The sequence below is a fragment of the Halomonas sp. HL-93 genome (genome assembly GCF_900086985.1).
In the GTDB taxonomy this organism is placed as follows: domain Bacteria; phylum Pseudomonadota; class Gammaproteobacteria; order Pseudomonadales; family Halomonadaceae; genus Vreelandella.
The window spans coordinates 3,411,546-3,428,239 of sequence record NZ_LT593974.1 but is presented as its reverse complement, the minus strand read 5'-3'; the positions used below and the strand labels follow the sequence as shown (position 1 = coordinate 3,428,239).

17 protein-coding genes are annotated in these 16,694 nt (G+C 56.7%); 13 read left to right on the top strand and 4 right to left on the bottom strand.

The window, feature by feature from the left end:
* The first annotated feature begins 139 nt into the window (after nt 1-139).
* The 4 genes from minC to sbcB all read left to right on the top strand — a co-directional run bounded on the left by minC (nt 140) and on the right by sbcB (nt 3,676).
* Complete coding sequence (minC, locus tag GA0071314_RS15850) at nt 140-913, top strand: septum site-determining protein MinC (RefSeq protein WP_074397540.1); 774 nt, start codon at nt 140-142, stop codon at nt 911-913.
* A gap of 134 nt (nt 914-1,047) precedes the next feature.
* Complete coding sequence (gene minD / locus GA0071314_RS15845) at nt 1,048-1,866, top strand: septum site-determining protein MinD (protein ID WP_074397539.1); 819 nt, start codon at nt 1,048-1,050, stop codon at nt 1,864-1,866.
* On the top strand, nt 1,863-2,114 hold the full coding sequence (gene minE / locus GA0071314_RS15840) for a cell division topological specificity factor MinE (RefSeq protein ID WP_027337743.1): 252 nt from the start codon (nt 1,863-1,865) through the stop codon (nt 2,112-2,114). The genes minD and minE overlap by 4 nt, the downstream gene beginning before the upstream one ends.
* A gap of 68 nt (nt 2,115-2,182) precedes the next feature.
* Nucleotides 2,183-3,676 carry an exodeoxyribonuclease I gene (sbcB, locus tag GA0071314_RS15835; protein WP_074397538.1) on the top strand — a complete coding sequence of 498 codons (1,494 nt, stop codon included), beginning with the start codon at nt 2,183-2,185 and terminating at the stop codon, nt 3,674-3,676.
* A gap of 23 nt (nt 3,677-3,699) precedes the next feature.
* On the opposite strand, the gene GA0071314_RS15830 is transcribed toward sbcB, so the two are convergent.
* Both GA0071314_RS15830 and GA0071314_RS15825 read right to left on the bottom strand, forming a co-directional pair.
* Nucleotides 3,700-6,486, bottom strand: a complete 2,787-nt coding sequence (locus tag GA0071314_RS15830; protein ID WP_231896564.1) for an insulinase family protein — start codon at nt 6,484-6,486, stop codon at nt 3,700-3,702.
* Nucleotides 6,487-6,572: 86 nt separating this feature from the next.
* A complete protein-coding gene (locus tag GA0071314_RS15825; RefSeq protein WP_074397537.1) occupies nt 6,573-7,250 on the bottom strand; it encodes an SOS response-associated peptidase in 678 nt (225 codons plus the stop codon).
* 178 nt (nt 7,251-7,428) lie between these two features.
* Here GA0071314_RS15825 and GA0071314_RS15820 point away from each other — a divergent pair, with 178 nt between their 5' ends.
* Complete coding sequence (locus GA0071314_RS15820; RefSeq protein WP_074397536.1) at nt 7,429-8,043, top strand: TetR/AcrR family transcriptional regulator; 615 nt, start codon at nt 7,429-7,431, stop codon at nt 8,041-8,043.
* Nucleotides 8,043-8,702: a 1-acyl-sn-glycerol-3-phosphate acyltransferase gene (locus tag GA0071314_RS15815; protein WP_074397535.1), complete on the top strand. Its 660-nt coding sequence runs from the start codon at nt 8,043-8,045 to the stop codon at nt 8,700-8,702. The genes GA0071314_RS15820 and GA0071314_RS15815 overlap by 1 nt, the downstream gene beginning before the upstream one ends.
* Here the strand turns inward: GA0071314_RS15815 and GA0071314_RS15810 are convergent.
* On the bottom strand, nt 8,699-9,976 hold the full coding sequence (locus GA0071314_RS15810; RefSeq protein ID WP_074397534.1) for an HlyC/CorC family transporter: 1,278 nt from the start codon (nt 9,974-9,976) through the stop codon (nt 8,699-8,701). The two genes, GA0071314_RS15815 and GA0071314_RS15810, sit on opposite strands and share 4 nt — an antisense overlap.
* 81 nt (nt 9,977-10,057) lie before the next feature.
* Nucleotides 10,058-10,855 (bottom strand): cytochrome C assembly family protein, encoded by a 798-nt coding sequence (locus GA0071314_RS15805; protein ID WP_027337750.1) that lies wholly within the window; start codon nt 10,853-10,855, stop codon nt 10,058-10,060.
* A gap of 202 nt (nt 10,856-11,057) precedes the next feature.
* Between GA0071314_RS15805 and ffh the strand changes: the two genes are divergently transcribed.
* The 7 genes from ffh (at nt 11,058) to GA0071314_RS15770 (ending at nt 16,659) form a co-directional block, all read left to right on the top strand.
* Complete coding sequence (ffh, locus tag GA0071314_RS15800; RefSeq protein WP_074397533.1) at nt 11,058-12,479, top strand: signal recognition particle protein; 1,422 nt, start codon at nt 11,058-11,060, stop codon at nt 12,477-12,479.
* A gap of 224 nt (nt 12,480-12,703) precedes the next feature.
* Nucleotides 12,704-12,952 carry a 30S ribosomal protein S16 gene (gene rpsP, locus GA0071314_RS15795; protein ID WP_007111767.1) on the top strand — a complete coding sequence of 83 codons (249 nt, stop codon included), beginning with the start codon at nt 12,704-12,706 and terminating at the stop codon, nt 12,950-12,952.
* Between the two features lie 45 nt (nt 12,953-12,997).
* A complete protein-coding gene (gene rimM / locus GA0071314_RS15790) occupies nt 12,998-13,543 on the top strand; it encodes a ribosome maturation factor RimM (protein WP_074397532.1) in 546 nt (181 codons plus the stop codon).
* Between the two features lie 47 nt (nt 13,544-13,590).
* The gene (trmD, locus tag GA0071314_RS15785) at nt 13,591-14,358 is read left to right on the top strand and encodes a tRNA (guanosine(37)-N1)-methyltransferase TrmD (RefSeq protein ID WP_074398564.1); all 768 of its coding nucleotides are present in this window, start codon (nt 13,591-13,593) and stop codon (nt 14,356-14,358) included.
* 173 nt (nt 14,359-14,531) lie between these two features.
* Complete coding sequence (gene rplS / locus GA0071314_RS15780) at nt 14,532-14,888, top strand: 50S ribosomal protein L19 (protein ID WP_074397531.1); 357 nt, start codon at nt 14,532-14,534, stop codon at nt 14,886-14,888.
* 111 nt (nt 14,889-14,999) lie between these two features.
* A complete protein-coding gene (gene xerD / locus GA0071314_RS15775; protein ID WP_074397530.1) occupies nt 15,000-15,881 on the top strand; it encodes a site-specific tyrosine recombinase XerD in 882 nt (293 codons plus the stop codon).
* A gap of 4 nt (nt 15,882-15,885) precedes the next feature.
* Complete coding sequence (locus GA0071314_RS15770; protein WP_096299307.1) at nt 15,886-16,659, top strand: DsbC family protein; 774 nt, start codon at nt 15,886-15,888, stop codon at nt 16,657-16,659.
* The last annotated feature ends 35 nt before the right edge of the window (nt 16,660-16,694 follow it).

The following is a 16,694-nucleotide window of genomic DNA, read 5'->3' as shown; positions in this document are numbered from 1 at the left end:
GTTAGAAGGTTGCAGTTGTCGGCGCTGTCGCTTAGCGTTGCCTTATGACGTGGGAATGGCGAGGGTCAATTCTCACCGCCCAAAAAGCGCGTAAATGCGCTACCTTATATCTTACCTGAACATGACATGGAGTTCGGCCATGAGCCTCAATGTGGATAGTGCCGACGTGGCCTTTACCTTTAAAGGCGGCATGCTGCCGATGACCATCATGGAGTTAAGCAGCGCTGACCCAGAGCATATCCGGCGTCAACTGGCGAGCAAGTTGTCTCAATCGCCCGCGTTCTTTCAGCATACACCGGTTGTGCTTAGCGTGGAAAAACTCGATGAGCCGCACCTTTCGTTGGAACGTATCTGCGCCGTTTGCCGGGATCACAAGCTGCTTCCCGTGGCGGTGAGAGGCGGTTCTGAGCCCGTTCGACAGTCAGCGTGGGCGCTCGGGCTTGGCTGGTTTGCGCCGGTCGATGAAAGTCGTGCGCAAATGCTTAAGAGTGTCAGCAGTGATAGTCAGAACACAGCGCCCGTCGCAGTGGTCAACGAAAACGCTGCAGTAGAGGCGGCTCAGGCGCTTGAAAATACCGGGCTGGAAACCACACGGCTGTATCGCGGAACGGTGCGTTCTGGGCAGCAAGTCAGCGCTTCCGGCGGTGACCTCGTGGTGGTAGGTGCCGTGAACGCGGGTGCCGAAGTGCTGGCGGCGGGCAGTATTCATGTTTATGGCGCATTGCGCGGGCGGGCATTAGCGGGTATTCATGGCAATACGCAAGCGGGTATTTATTGCCGTGAGCTAGCCGCTGAACTACTGTCGGTGGCGGGTAATTACAAGCGTCTGGAAGATATTGATTCTCAGCTGTTGGGCGCCCCCGCCGAGGTGCACTTTACTCAAGAACAGTTAGAAATTAAGCCGCTTATCTAGTGACAGTGGCGCAAACCGTTGATAATGCCAGCCACGCGGCGATACCGTGTGGCTTATTGATGACATAGACGTTCCCGTTATACGTAGTGCGCCAACGGCGCATACGAAGAACGACTTCAAGAAGGAAGTGACTCTTGGCCAAAATTATTGTAGTGACCTCGGGTAAAGGGGGGGTCGGTAAAACCACGAGTGCCGCCGCTATTTCGACAGGCTTAGCGCTGCGCGGAAAGAAAACGGTGGTGATCGATTTTGACGTCGGCTTGCGTAACCTTGACCTGATTATGGGGTGTGAGCGACGCGTTGTTTATGACCTCGTCAACGTAATTCAGGGTGAAGCAGGGCTTAATCAAGCGCTGATCCGCGACAAGCGCGTTGAGAATCTGTTTATTTTGCCGGCCTCGCAAACCCGCGACAAAGACGCCTTGACCCAGGAAGGCGTTGCCGAGGTGCTTGATAAACTGAAAGAAGACTTCGATTTTATCCTTTGCGATTCGCCTGCAGGTATTGAGCGTGGCGCACAGCTAGCCATGTATTTTGCTGATGAAGCGATCGTGGTAACGAACCCTGAAGTATCGTCTGTGCGCGATTCTGACCGTATTCTCGGCCTGCTGGCGTCCAAAACGCGACGCGCCGAGGAAGGTAACGACCCAATTAAAGAGCATCTGCTGGTAACGCGTTATAACCCCGATCGCGTTACATCGGGGGACATGCTGACTCTGGATGATATCCGGGAAATATTGGCGATTAACCTACTTGGCCTAATTCCTGAATCGGAAGCGGTGCTACGCGCATCGAACCAAGGCGTGCCGGTTACCCACGATATTTCAAGCGACGCAGGCCAAGCCTATAGTGATACCGTATCGCGTTTGCTCGGTGAAGACATGCCGCTGCGCTTTCATGAATATCAACGTAAAGGTCTGTTGAGCCGGATGTTTGGTGGAGGTCGGCGATGAAACTGCTGGAGTTCTTGAAGCGTGAGCGCAAGAAGTCTGCCTCGGTGGCCAAAGAACGCCTGCAAATTATCGTGGCGCACCAACGTAGCCAGCGAGGTCAGCCCGATTATATGCCGATGCTTGAGCGAGAGTTGCTGGAAGTGATTCGTCGCTACGTTCACGTGGATGACGATGCCATCCAAATCTCACTGGATAGCGAAGATAACTGTTCGGTGCTGGAGCTAAACGTAACGTTGCCCAAGAGCTAAAGTCGCGGCGGGGTCTAGGGTGAATATGCTAGGCTTGGGCTTTTCAATGCCCAGCGGAGTGCTTGTTCATGGCGTCACCCACTGCTGCCCCCGCCAGCTTTTTATGGCATGACTACGAAACCTTTGGGGCCGATCCGCGTCGTGATCGGCCTGCTCAGTTCGCTGCCTTGCGTACTGATGCGGCGTTAAACGAAATCGGCGAGCCTATCGAGCTGTTCTGCCGGCCCGCTGATGATTACCTTCCCCACCCCGCCGCCTGCTTAATTACCGGGATCACGCCGCAAAAAGCTCAGCGCCATGGCTTGCCAGAAGCCCAGTTCGCTGGCGAAGTGCAACGCCATATGAGCGAGCCGGGCACCTGTGTGGTGGGCTATAACAGCCTACGCTTCGATGACGAAGTCTCGCGCCATCTGTTCTACCGCAATCTACTCGACCCCTACGCGCGGGAGTGGCAAAACGGCAACTCGCGCTGGGATCTTATTGATGTGGTTAGGGCGTTTTATGCTCTGCGGCCTGAGGGAATTGAGTGGCCGCTGCGCGATGATGGCGCGCCGAGCTTTAAGCTTGAAGATCTAACGGCAGCCAATGGTATCGCCCACGAAGGTGCTCACGACGCAGTCGCCGACGTGCGAGCCACCATTGCGCTGGCGCGGCTGCTCAAGTCACGTAATGCCAAGCTGTTTGATTATTTATTGGGGCTGCGCGGCAAGCGGGCGGTCGCTAAACAGTTGGACTTGCCCAGCGCCAAACCTATTTTGCATATCTCACGCCGTTACCCGGCAAGCCGCGGTTGCAGTGCACTAGTGATGCCGTTGGCCGAGCATCCGAGCAACCCCAACGGGGTGATCGTGTATGACCTAAGCGTGGACCCGGGGGATTTATTAGCCATGTCGGCCGCGCAAATCCGTGAGCGGGTATTTGTCAGTCAGCAAGACCTAGCGGAAGGCGAAACGCGCATTCCGCTCAAGGTGATTCATATCAACCGCTGTCCGGTTGTCTTTCCGACGACCGCGCTAAAAGACGTCGATGGTCCAAAGAAAGGCGAATACGGAGACATTGTGGCGCGTTTAGGGCTGGATATGGACGCTTGTCGCCGCCACTGGAAAATGCTCCGTGACGCAACGGAGGTGACTCAAAAAGTCGCTGAAGTGTTCAGTGCAGGCTACGACGATGCGCCGCAGGACCCTGACCTGATGCTTTACGGTGGGGCGTTTTTCTCTGCGGCCGATCGCAAGCAAATGGAGCGGGTGCGGGCCATGGACCCTTGGGATCTGGTGGGTGAGCGATTCGCTTTTCAGGATCCGCGCCTTGAAGATATGCTGTTTCGCTTCCGCGCGCGTAGCTATCCGGAAACGTTAGAAGGTGACGAGCTTGAGCAGTGGGAGGCGTTTCGTTGGATGCGTATGAACGATGCCACCCTGTCAGGCTTTACATTGAAAGCCTTTGCCCGGGAGATCGAACACTACAACCAGCAGACGCTGACCGATCACCAGCGTCAAGTGTTAGAAGAATTAGTGCTGTACGTTGAGGCCATGCTGCCTGCCCAGGCATTTGAGGCCTGAGCAGGCAGCGTTAGGCGATAAGGTTAGTCGCTCGCCTTTTCGGGTAGCGGTGAGAGCTGTTGGCGCATATTCGACACCCTGCTCGGCTCATCACCGGGGTTAAAGCGCACGTCCAGTTGGCGTTCACGCAGGGCGGGCCACAGGGCTTGAAGGTCGTCTAATGTCACTTCAAGGGCCAGTTCGGCGAGCTGTTCACGCCGGTCAAAGCGAACCTCCTCACGAGCGGTTGCCTGCCAATAGCGGTTAGCCATCTCCCCCAGGCGCGTATCGCGCTGGCGCAAGCGGCTGTTTACCGCTTGGCGGTAGGCATCCAGCTCATCGTCGTCCAGGTTCTCCAGTCGCTCGTCGGCCTCCTCCAGAAACGCGTCCATGCGCTCGGCAATCGTCTCGCTATCGGCGTCGGGCGACTGCACGACCATGGCGACACCTGGGGCATCCAGCAGCGGCGAGTAACCGGCATTCACCACGTAGCCGAGCTGTTCTTCAGTTCTTAAGCGCTGATAGAAAGGCGTTTCCAGCCACTGTGCGAGAACCTGAGTGGCCGCTTGTTCGCGTAGCGTTTGATCACGACCTTGAAGGTAGCGCAGTACGATGGATTCATCGCGTTGGCTATCAGGGTGCAGCACCACGTCGTCGCTATCGACCGAGAGCGGGGTGAGATTGCGAATATCGTCACGTGTAAGCCGGGGGGTGAGCTTGCCACGCATCAGGTTAGCCTGCTCTTTGGCAAGTTCAGGTCCTAGGTTACCCACTGCCATAGCATCCACGTACAGGTCTGAAAGGAAGCGACGACGGAAGTCGACCAAGTGACCACGCTCGAGGCGCTGGCTGGCCTCCAGCAGTGCTTGGGTAGACCATTGAGGCGCCAGCAATGCCTCACCCAGCGTTCCGCTTGCCTGGGCGTATAAGGAAGCTTGTGGGGCGTTACGCCACTCGCGCTGGAGTTGCTCGCGCACCCGTTCGAAATCGCGCTGGCCAATATCAGCCTCGCTGAGTTGGTTAAGCGCTTGCTCAATCAGTGGTGTTTGACCATCCCGCCAGCCGGAAAATGATAGCGTCATGCCTCGTGAGTGGGCATAGGCGCTAAACGACTGGCCCGCCAGCCAGGCAGGGTAGAGCGATTCATTAAGGCTATCGTTGAGCCAGTTGGCGAGCAGCCGGGTAAGCACCGCTTCTTCAGCGGAATAGCTGGCGCTTGGGTGCTGTAAGCTCAATCGCCACTCCACTTTTGGGGTGTTGAACTGGGCGTCTTGCATATGCCAGGCCGTAAATGACGGCGTGTCAATTAGCGTGCTGGGGCGTTCGTCCTGGCCGTCCAGCAGGCTAAGGTCGCTGGCGATAAACGGATTAGGTGCCGGTAGCGCTAACCCACTTAAAGCTTGTCCGCTTTGGCTAGGCGTTTGTTCGCGCCATTCGGTGTCGAACCAGGGCGTGACCTTATCGCTTTCGATGTCGGGTGCTGAGTAAATACGCAGCATATTGTCTGGGGTGAGTGCATCGAGGTAGCGTTGATGCTGCTCGGCTTCGAACTCATCCATCCGATACGCGGCATACTGGACGTCTTCCACCGGGTAGCGCGACAGGTTCATGGATAGCCGGGTGGCCTCTTGCTGAGGTTCGCCGGGTTGCTGAAAGCGGAAGGCTTGTTCGTTAAGGTCGGCTTGCTCATCGTAGCGCCATTCATCTAGTCCGCCCTGACGGATACGCTCGATAGCGCTAAACAGTGTGGCTTCGATATCGTCCAGGCGCTGCGCGCCTTCGTCGGTAAGGCTGATGGAGACCGTCAAAAGCGCGTGCTGCCCATCGGCGCGACTGAGCCCCGTTGACAGTGCATCGGCTAGGCCTGCGTCCTTGAGCACGGAGAGCAGGCTGCCATCGCCTTCATCGCCCAGTAAATGGGAAACCAGTTGGGTGGGTTTCTGGCGATAGGCCTCTGTGGGGTCGGGAATAGAAAAGTAAAAGCGTAGCTGACGGCGGTCTTCAATCGACTGACGCTCCGCATAACGAGGGAGCGTATCGCTTGCGACCAACGGTGTGTCGATGGTAGGCGCTTCCCGGTCGTTATCGGGTATCTCGGCAAAACGCTCGACGACCCAGCTTTCCAGCGTGTCCAGCGACTGGGGAGCAACCACCGCTAGGTTCATCACGTTGGCATCGTAATGATGCTGGTAAAACGCCATTACCCGCTCACGAAGGGAGGCTTCCCCTTCTGGCGGATTGGCCAGCGTCTTGCGGTTACCCACGGCAAACTGGGTGGTGGGGTTGTCTGGGTTGAGAAACTGATTCAGCACTTCGTTTTCGCGCCGTCCTTCATCCCGCCGCCGTGATACGTACTCGGAATGCACCACGTTGCGCTCGCTTTCAAGCTGGTCGGCGTTGAACAGCGGGGAGACAAAAAAGGCGCTGAACCGATCAAGTGCACCTTCCAGGGCTGAAGGCTCAATATTGAAAAAGTAGTTGGTGTCGTGGGGTGCAGTGAACGCGTTATGCGAGCCTGCGTTACGTGACAGATAGCTCTGGTAGGCGTCTGCCTCGGGATAAGCCTCGGTGCCCAAAAACAGCATATGTTCAAGGAAATGGGCGAGCCCCTGTAGGTCATCGGGGTCTTGGGCGCTGCCAACCCGGACGTTCATTGACGCGGCCGCTTTATCGGCTTCGGGGTCGCTGACCAACAGGACGTTCAAGCCGTTTTCCAGCTCAAGCACGCGGTAGTCGCGTTCATCATAGGGGCTGACGTGGGGCGTGATAACGTCTTTGATGTCGTCTTCGTTGGCTGCCAATGCCGCGGGTGCCAGCCACAAACTGCCCATTGTAATGCCCATTAGGGCACCCCCAGGCAAGGCCATTTTCCACAGTAAACAGCGTTGTAAACCAATAAGTTGCCGCATGTAAGCTCCTATGGCGTGGTCCAGCGTATCATCGGCCCAACGGGGTGCGCGCAGGCCGGGGACTGGTAGGTGGGAAAGTTAATCTGCTTTGATACCGGAAAAGCGCCCAACAGTTCCAGCGGCGCGGGCATTAATAACCGCGTAAGGCAGGTGTGATCAGTGTCGGGGTTTAACCACTCATCTGCATCTTGGGCATTGATCACCGCTGGCAACCGGTCAGTCAAGGGAGATAAGCAGGCATTAGCCGGTACGGTAATTAAGGCGGTGGAGTCGGTGTATTGAGTTAACGTGGTGTGATAGCGACACCACAGGCCCGCCAGTAACAGCGGGCCACGCTCTACCTGCGTGACTAAATAGGGTTGCTTGGCGCGGGCTAGGCGCTTCCAAATATAAAAGCCACTTACGGGCATCAGGCAGCGACGCGAGCGATAGGCTTCCTGGAACATGCCGCGTTGGCTTAAGGTTTCCGCCCGGGCGCAGTGGGGCGCATTATCCAATACTTTTAGCCAGGGCGGGGTTAACCCCCAAAATAACGACTGTAAACAGGGTTGTCCCTCAACCGCACGGATAGCCGACACCGGCTGTCGCGGGGCCAGATTGGGTGACTCAATCAACCGCTCGGTCATCTTTAGGTGTGGGAGTAGGCGGGCAAGAGGCAGTTGCTGCACGTGTAAACGCCCGGCCATGCAGATCTCCTATTACGCTAATGCGTTGTTTGTGCCCGTTTAGAGGGCATCAAGCATGAAATGTCGAGGTTTAGAGTCGAAAACAGTGTTCGATGTGGGGTATCCTATAGTATCCCTTGCTCACGCTAAAGCGCGATGAGGCATTCTTCCTGTTTGCCGTTCACCTTAAGAGATCGCCATGGCCCGCCCAAGACAGCACGCGCCCGATGCCCTACACGCGCAGGTTATGCACGCTTGCGATGAATGGCTAGCTCAAAAGCCCATTCATGGCCTATCGCTGCGTGCTTTGGCTAGAGAAGTCGGCTGCGCACCCAGTACCCTGCTAAAACTATACGGCAGCTTTAATACGCTATTGCAGTACGTCAACGTCGAAACATTGGCGCGTTTACAGCACACCATTTCCAGCTTGGCATCCGATGAGCCTGAGCCCTGGCTGCGGGCGCTGGCCAATGCCTATTGGCGATTTGCCGAACAAGATTGTTACCGCTGGCATCTTCTGTTTGATCACCCGTTGGCAAAAGAAGGCGAGTTGGATCAGCGGCAGAGCCAATTGATCGAAGCCTTATTTACCCAGGTAGAGACCTCGCTTAAGCATTACCAACCTGCACTGGGGGATGCTGAGGCAAGGCGATTGGGACGTACCCTGTGGGGCAGTGTGCATGGCCTCGTCCAACTAGGGCTCAATGAGCGCCTCGGTTACTGGCAGGGCCAACAGCTTAAAGTGGATGAGTTGCTCGATCAGCTTATGAGCACCGTTCTGGCAGGACTGCGCCACCGAGGGCAAGGCGAGTAATGGGATGGGTTAAGCCAGTGCGTCACCTGCTGCGTGGCCTAATCTTTGTCGCCATGCGGCTGTGCTATCGCCTGCGCGTTCGTGGTCGCTACCATATTCCTAAGCAGGGGCCGGCGCTGGTGGTATGTAACCATGTTAGCTTTATGGATGCGTTGGTGCTGGGCGGCGGTAGCCCACGTCCATTGCGTTTTGTAATGGACCAGCCGATCTTTGATTCTCCGTGGTTAAAATGGTGGTTTCAGCTGGTCGGCGCTATCCCCATTGAATCGGAGCGGCGCAGCCCAGGCGCATTACGTCGCGCCTTGGAAGAGGTGAGTCTAGCGTTGCGTCAGGGTGAAGTCGTAATGGTATTCCCCGAAGGGCGGCTAACGCCTGACGGTGACATTCATACCTTCCGTCGTGGGCTGGAGTCGATTGTGATGCGGGATTGCGTGCCGGTGGTGCCTGCCGCGCTTGCGGGGCTTTGGGGGTCGTGGACCTCCCACTATGACGGCAAAGCGCTTAAGAAATGGCCTAGGCGCTTCCGAGCGCCGGTGAGTCTGCACTTTGGCGATCCTATCGACCCTAGGGAAACGGATGGTTTAACGCTTCGCTGCTATCTTGAACAGCAGGTGAGGCGGCTTAAAGCCGATGCAGACCAGGACATCACGCCGCGCTAATGACTTAATCCGGCACGCGGGGCCTTCCAGCAGCGTGCTGAGGTGATAAGATTCTCACGAATTGCCAGAATTTCCATCCGCGTTGCACCTATCTGCAAGCAAGCCGGACCTTCAGGAAACCCTTCTAAATGCTCCAGAATTAACCCGTTAAGGGTTTTGGGGCCGTCAGTGGGTAACTGCCAGCCAAGCATTTTATTGATGTCACGAATGGTCGCGGTCCCTTCGATGACGTGACTGCCATCGTCTTGCTGGTGAATCTCGTCGTCTTCCGATACGTCGGTAGTAAATTCCCCGACAATCTCTTCCAGAATATCCTCCAGGGTGACCAGACCTTCGACGTCTCCATACTCGTCGACCACAATGCCAATGCGGCGCTTTTGTTTCTGAAAATTGAGTAGTTGGGTGTGAAGCGGCGTGGATTCCGGGATGAAGTAGGGCTCGCGGGCTTCCTGCACAATCGCTGCTTTGGTCACTTCCTCGCGGGACAAAAAGCGCGCCGCATTACGTAGATGTAGCATGCCGATAATGTTATTGATGTCGCCTTTATAGACCGGCAGGCGCGTATGCTGGCTGGTTCGGATTTGCGCCAGGATCTCCTCCAGCGAGTTATCCAGGTCGATGCCCAGCACTTCATGGCGAGGCACCATAATGTCGTTCACGGTGACGTTTTCTAAATCGAGAATCGATAACAGCATGGCGCGGTGACGGTAGGGGATTAGCGTGCCAGCTTCGTGTACCACAGTGCGCAGCTCATCCCGCGTAAGGTTATCGCCGCCTTTCTCGACACTTTTAACACCGATCAGTCGCAGCAAGCCATTGGACAGCGCGTTAACTAGCCATACCAGCGGGTAAAGTAGCTTAAGTAACGGCTCCAGCACGATGGAGGCAGGGTAGGCGATGTTCTCTGGCTTAACCGCCGCGTAGGTTTTGGGGGTGACTTCGCCAAAAATCAGTACCACGATGGTAAGCACGAGCGTGGCAATTGCCGGGCCGGACACGTCGCCAAAATAGTGTACGGCAATCAAGGTGGCGATGGCGGCCGCCAAGTTGTTCACCAGATTGTTGCCGATCAGGATCACGCCGATCAGCCGGTCGGGTCTGGTTAACAGGCGAAACACACGTTTGGCGCGTCGGTCACCGCTATTGGCATTGTGGCTGAGCCGATAGCGATTAATCGACATCATGCCAGTTTCAGAGCTTGAGAAAAAAGCGGAGAGGGCAATTAGCAGGGCCAGCAAGCCGAAGAGTAATCCCAGTGGGAAGTCGTCACTCAAGTCAGAAATTCCTTTATGGCGTATTAAGCCGATTTGTAAGAGGTTGCCGCAGAGGTGTCAACATAACGAGTGCCTTTAAGGTTAGCGGTTAAGCACCACTTCAAGCACGAATTTGCTGCCAAAATAGGCCAGTATCAGCAGTGCACAGCCGCCGAGAGTCCAGCGTACCGCGCGCATGCCGCGCCAGCCAAAGCGGTAACGGCCAATCAGTAGGGTGGTGAAAATCACCCAGGCCAGCAGCGAAAGCACGGTTTTGTGGGCCAAATGCTGGGCAAAAAAGTTATCTAAAAACAGCAGACCGCTGATAATAGATAACGTCAGTAATACAATGCCGGCCCACACGAGCTCGAAGAGCACCCGTTCCATTGTGGTGAGCGGAGGAAGTGATTGAACAATGCCGCGAATATGGTGGTGGCGGAGCGCCTGATTCTGCAGGCCTACCAGCACCGCCTGAACGGCGGCAATGGCGAGGACTGCAAAAGCCAGCGCCGAGCTGATCGCGTGCATCAGAATACCCGGCGTCAGCCCGCCGTGACCGCCCTGGCTGGGCAGCCATGTAGCCGTGATCAAGGCAATCCCGGCAAGCGGGAATAGCGCGATCCCCGCGTTCAGCACCGGCTTGAACAGGCTGGCGATCAATACCACATTGACGGCGACGGCCATGAGCAGCGTGGCGCTGGTGGCAAAGCCCGGTAGCAGGCCGGGCGTTTGGCCGACCAGCGTTACGACCACCGGGATATGCAGCAGCAGACCCAGGGCGGCGACAATGCGCACCATGCCTTGGCGGGGCGGCACACGCCGGAACAGAGTCATCCCCTGCCAAATGGCGGCGGCGACGTATAGAACAAAGGCGATAGTGGCGAAAGGGAGCGCCTGCATGATGCTATCCGTGCGCCTTGCAGCGCGTCGTAATGAAATAAAACGAATTGATAAGCCACTACTATAACGAATCCTTACAGTGACGCACAGTCATCTACACGTTGAGCCCCATGGAGACTCACGCGGCGAGCGCGTATAATCTTCCCCACATTAGTCCAGGGGCGGTTACGCCCGGCGACAGCGACGGAGGCAGAGAGGCCCCATGTTTTCGAATCTCAGTGAACGTCTTTCCCAGACGTTAAAATCGATCAAAGGTCAGGCACGCCTAACCGAAGACAACGTTAAAGATACGCTACGCGAAGTCCGCCGCGCGCTGCTCGAAGCAGACGTGGCGCTCCCCGTGGTCAAAGACTTTATCGAGCGGGTGCGCGAACGGGCCGTGGGGCAGGAGGTTTCAAAAAGCCTCTCGCCCGGCCAGCAGTTCGTCAAAATTGTCCAGCAAGAGCTGGAAGCCACCATGGGCGAGGCCAACGAGGGGCTGGCGTTAAAGAGCTCCCCGGCCGTAGTGCTGATGGCAGGCTTGCAGGGGGCGGGTAAAACCACCTCGGTGGCCAAGCTGGCCCGTTACCTGCGTGAACGCGAAAAGAAAAAGGTCTTGGTGGTGTCAGCGGATGTTTATCGCCCCGCCGCGATTGACCAGCTGGAAACGCTGGCTAAAGAGGTGGAGGTCGACTTCTTCCCTTCCCGCTCTGACCAGGCGCCGGTAGCGATTGCTGAAGCGGCGATCAAGCACGCCAAGATTCAGTTCCACGACGTCGTCTTGATCGATACTGCCGGCCGTCTGGCGATCGACGAAGCCATGATGGCGGAAATTCAGGCGCTTCACAAAGCCGTATCTCCCGACGAAACGCTGTTTGTCGTTGATGCCATGACCGGCCAGGATGCCGTCAATACGGCCAAGGCTTTCCACGATGCGCTGCCGCTGACCGGGGTTATTTTAACCAAGGCCGACGGCGATGCGCGTGGTGGTGCTGCGCTGTCCGTGCGCCATATCACCGGTAAGCCGATCAAGTTCATGGGCGTGGGTGAGAAGGTGGATGCCCTTGAGCCCTTCCACCCTGACCGGGTTGCCTCGCGGATTCTGGGCATGGGCGACATGCTCTCGCTGATCGAGGAAGCCGAGCGCACGGTTGATAAATCCAAAGCTGACAAGTTGGCCAAGAAGGTCAAAAAAGGCGACGGCTTTGATTTAGAGGACTTTCGTGAGCAGCTCCAACAGCTCAAGAAAATGGGTGGCATGGGAGGCCTGCTCGGTAAGCTGCCGGGGATGGGCCAAATGGCAGATATGGCCCAAGGACCTGGTCCAGAGAAAGAACTCGGCAAGCTCGAAGCGCTGATCAACTCCATGACCCCCAAAGAACGCCATAAGCCCGAGATCATCAACGGTTCGCGCAAGCGGCGTATTGCTGCTGGCGCTGGCTTACAAGTGCCGGACCTCAATCGTCTGCTCAAGCAGCATAAGCAGATGCAAAAAATGATGAAGAAAGCCGGTAAGAAAGGCGGTATGCAAAAAATGATGCGCGGCATGTCCGGTATGATGGGCGGCGGTGGTGGTCCCGGCGGCCCGGGTGGCCCAGGCGGTATGGGTGGCATGGGCGGCCCCGGTGGCATGCCCTGGCGCTGAACGGCATCGCCGACGTTTGGCGAGCTTGACGGCCTGACAGTTTTCTGGCGGCCAGGCTTTCCAAGCCGCGCGCATTTGCGTAGAATGCGGCCTCTTCGTGCGTGGGTGTTGGCTTCAAAGCGTCAAATGCCTAGCATGGAGGCCTTTATATAGTATGAAGAGTGTCTCCGGTAGCGAAACCGCTAACCCCACTCTCGTAACCTCAACCGAAGGATAGTTATCGTATGGTTACCATTCGTTTGGCACGTGGTGGCGCCAAAAAGCGTCCCTTTTACCACCTGACCGTGACCGACTCACGCAACGCCCGCGATGGTCGTTTCATTGAGCGTATCGGTTTCTTCAACCCGGTTGCCCGTGGTCAGGAAGAGCGTCTGCGCGTTGATCTGGACCGCGTCGTACACTGGCAGAGCCAGGGTGCCCAGCTGTCGGGTCGCGTTGCTGAGCTGGTAAAAGAAGCGCGTAAACAGGCCTAAGCCTGAACGCGATGTGGCAAGTGCTGTTGTACGTTGGGGTCGTCGATGACGCGTTTTGAAACAAGCCAAACTGACGACACACACGTGGTGCTAGGCAAGCTGACAAGCCCTCACGGGGTGAAAGGCTGGCTGAAGGTATATTCCTATACCAGCCCCATGGACAGCATTCTGGAATACCCCGAATGGTGGGTGCGCCAAGGTGAAAGCCTGACGCAAATGGCCATTGTTCAGGGCCGTCGGCAAGGTAAAGGCCTTGTGGTACAGCTTAAAGGGGTTGATGACCGTAGTGCGGCTGAAGCATTGGCCCAAGCGGACATACTAATGCCCAAAGCTGCCCTTCCTGAGCTTTCCGACGATGAGTACTATTGGTATGAGCTTGAAGGCCTGACGGTATTCACTCAGGCCGGCGAACGGTTAGGGCGGGTCAGTTACCTGTTCGAAACCGGCGCCAACGATGTCATGGTGGTGCATGGCGATGTCGAGTCGATCGACAAGCGCGAGCGACTGCTGCCGTTTCTGCCGGACGACGTCATTGTTGAAATCAGCCTTGAAGATGGCCGTATGGTCGTTGACTGGGACCCTGAATTTTGAACGGTGAAGACGTGCCGGATAGTGGAAGCGAAAGCGCCCACCCCGCGATGTGGATTGGTGTGGTATCGCTGTTTCCAGAGATGTTCGATGCCCTTACCCAGCAAGGGGTGGTGGGTCGAGCGATTGAAAAACGGCGCATTGCACTGGCGTTCTGGAATCCTCGCGATTACGCCACCGACCGCCATCGCAGCGTAGACGACCGCCCTTATGGCGGTGGCCCCGGCATGTTGATGAAGGTCGACACGCTGCGCGCTGCGATTCATGATGCCCGACAGCAGGCACATGACGCGACCGGCCAAACGCCTACGGTGATCTATTTGTCGCCCCAAGGGCGCAAGCTGGATCAACAGGGCGTGAAATCACTGGCTTCTAAAGGCCCTCTAGTGGTGGTAGCGGGGCGTTATGAAGGCATTGATGAGCGGGTGGTGGAAAGTGACATCGATGAAGAATGGTCAATTGGCGACTATGTGCTAAGCGGCGGTGAGCTGCCAGCTATGGTGTTGATTGACGCGGCGGCAAGGCTGGTTCCCGGGGTATTAGGGCATCAGGACTCCGCCATCGAAGACTCGTTTAACGACGGTTTGTTAGACTGCCCGCACTACACCCGTCCTGAGGTTATCGACGGGCGCCAGGTGCCGGATGTGCTGCTTAGCGGTAACCATGCTGCTATCAAGCGCTGGCGGTTGAAGCAATCGTTGGGCCGTACTTGGCAGCGTCGCCCGGACTTATTGGCAGGGCGCACGCTAAAGGCCGAGCAGCAACAGCTGCTGAATGAGTTTATCGAGGAATACGCTCTGTCCACGAAAACTAAGTAGGCCAGAGCGGCGGTGCAGGGCGGATCGGGTAGTTAGCCAATGTATAGATAGCTAGCCTTCGCACCTGTGTCACCCATAACGACTCCCGCGCCGCTCGTTTTGAGTGCCGGGATCACGGCGACCGCCTTCCATAACTGAGCGGTTTCGCCACCACGTTATTTAGGAGCATGATGATGAGCAGTAAAAACAAAGTGATCCAGGCGCTCGAAAGCGAGCAAATGTCCAAAGAGGTGCCGAGCTTTGCACCGGGCGACACCATTGTCGTTCAGGTAAAAGTTAAGGAAGGCAGCCGCGAGCGTTTGCAGGCGTTTGAAGGTGTTGTCATCGGTAAGCGTAATCGTGGCCTGAACTCCGCATTCACCGTACGTAAAATTTCTCACGGTGTAGGCGTTGAGCGTACCTTCCAGACTTACAGCCCACTGGTTGACTCTATCGAAGTCAAGCGTCGCGGTGACGTGCGTCAAGCTAAGCTCTACTACCTGCGCGAGCGTAGCGGTAAATCGGCGCGTATCAAGGAAAAGCTGGCCTAAGGCGAGCCTTTCCACAGGCGCTTGCGCCTGGGTAGCGAAACCCCGTCACCGCTCTGCGGGGCGGGGTTTTGTTTATCTATCAGATGGTGAATCCTAACGGGCGGCTTGCGTATGCGTGTCATTGATGCTTTTTTGGATGCCCTGTGGCTGGAGCGTGGGGCCAGTGAGCATACGCTAGCGGCTTATCGACGCGACTTGAACGCCTGGCAGCAGCACCTGGAAGAACAGGGCGAGTCATTGTTATCGCCTTCGCCCGCTCGGCTGGATGCATGGTTTACGAGCCGCCGTGAAGCAGGCTATCAGGTACGTAGCAATGCCCGGTTGTTGTCGAGCCTGCGCAGTTTTTACCGCTGGGCACGAATGCAGGGGCATGTCGCCAGTGACCCGCTCGCTGATGTGCGACTGCCGCGTGTGCAGCCAGGCTTGCCCAACACGCTGGAAGAAGACGAGGTGGAGCGATTGCTTCAGGCCCCATCGCTGGATACTCCACTTGGGGTGCGCGATCGTACAATGCTAGAACTGCTCTACGCCTGCGGGTTACGGGTATCCGAACTGGTGGGGCTTACCGGAGACGCGGTTAATTTGCGCCAGGGCGTGGTCCGGGTGCGTGGTAAAGGCGACAAGGATCGCCTGGTGCCGATGGGCGAGGAAGCTGTCGATTGGCTGGCCCACTATATGAAGACAGCTCGGCCGATGTTGATGCAGGACCCAACTCGGCCGGCCTTGTTTCCAGGGCGGGGCGATAAATCGATGACGCGACAAACCTTTTGGCACCGCGTTAAGGCCCACGCCATCACGGCAGGCATAACGCGCCCACTGTCGCCACATACGCTTCGCCATGCGTTTGCGACGCATTTATTGAATCATGGGGCGAATTTACGAGTCGTACAGCTGTTGTTAGGTCACAGTGATCTATCCACCACGCAAATTTACACGCATGTGGCCCAGGCCCGCCTGGAGAGTCTACATGCCGAACATCACCCAAGAGGTTGAATGAATGATGCGCCGAGGTATAGAAAAAACGACGTCACTGAGCAAGCCGCGTATGCTGATGGGCTGGCTACTGGCCGGTGCGTTGTTGCCCATGGCAGTGCAGGCGGATAGCGTCACCGATGAGCTCCGAGACTCGTTGCGGGTTAACGGTGAGGAAATGCCGGTCGACGAGGTGCGTGAAACGCCGATGGAAGGCATTTATCATGTTCGGCTGGAAAATGGCGAAACGTTTTACTCCAATGCCGACGGCAGTCATTTTTTGGTCGGCGATCTGTATGAAAACGCCGATAGTGGGTTAGTCAACCTGACCGAGCAGTCGCGCAATCAGGAACGCGCTGAGGCCATTGCGGCAATACCGGAAAGTGATCGGGTGGTATTTCGTGGTGAAGAAACGCCCAAAGCAACGGTCGTGGTATTTACCGACCCAAGCTGCCCTTACTGCGTACGCTTGCACGAGACCGTTCCGGAGCTCAACGAACGTGGCATCGCAGTACACTATTTGGCATTCCCACGTAGTGGCGTAAACGCCAACGCGGGGAGAACGCTCCAGCAGGTCTGGTGTGCCGATAACCCCAGCGAAGCCATGTCGCGGGCCAAGAAAGGCGAAACTCTGTCCAACTCGGCCAGCTGTGATAATCCAGTGGCGGAGCAGTACGAGATGGGCCGCGCACTTGGCGTAGAAGGAACGCCGGCCATTATTCTGCCCGATGGGCAAATGGTGCCGGGCTTTGTGCCGCCGGATCGCATGATGGAAATGCTGGAACTGGATGACGACTAAGCTAATTGATCCAATAACATCACGCTGAGACACTG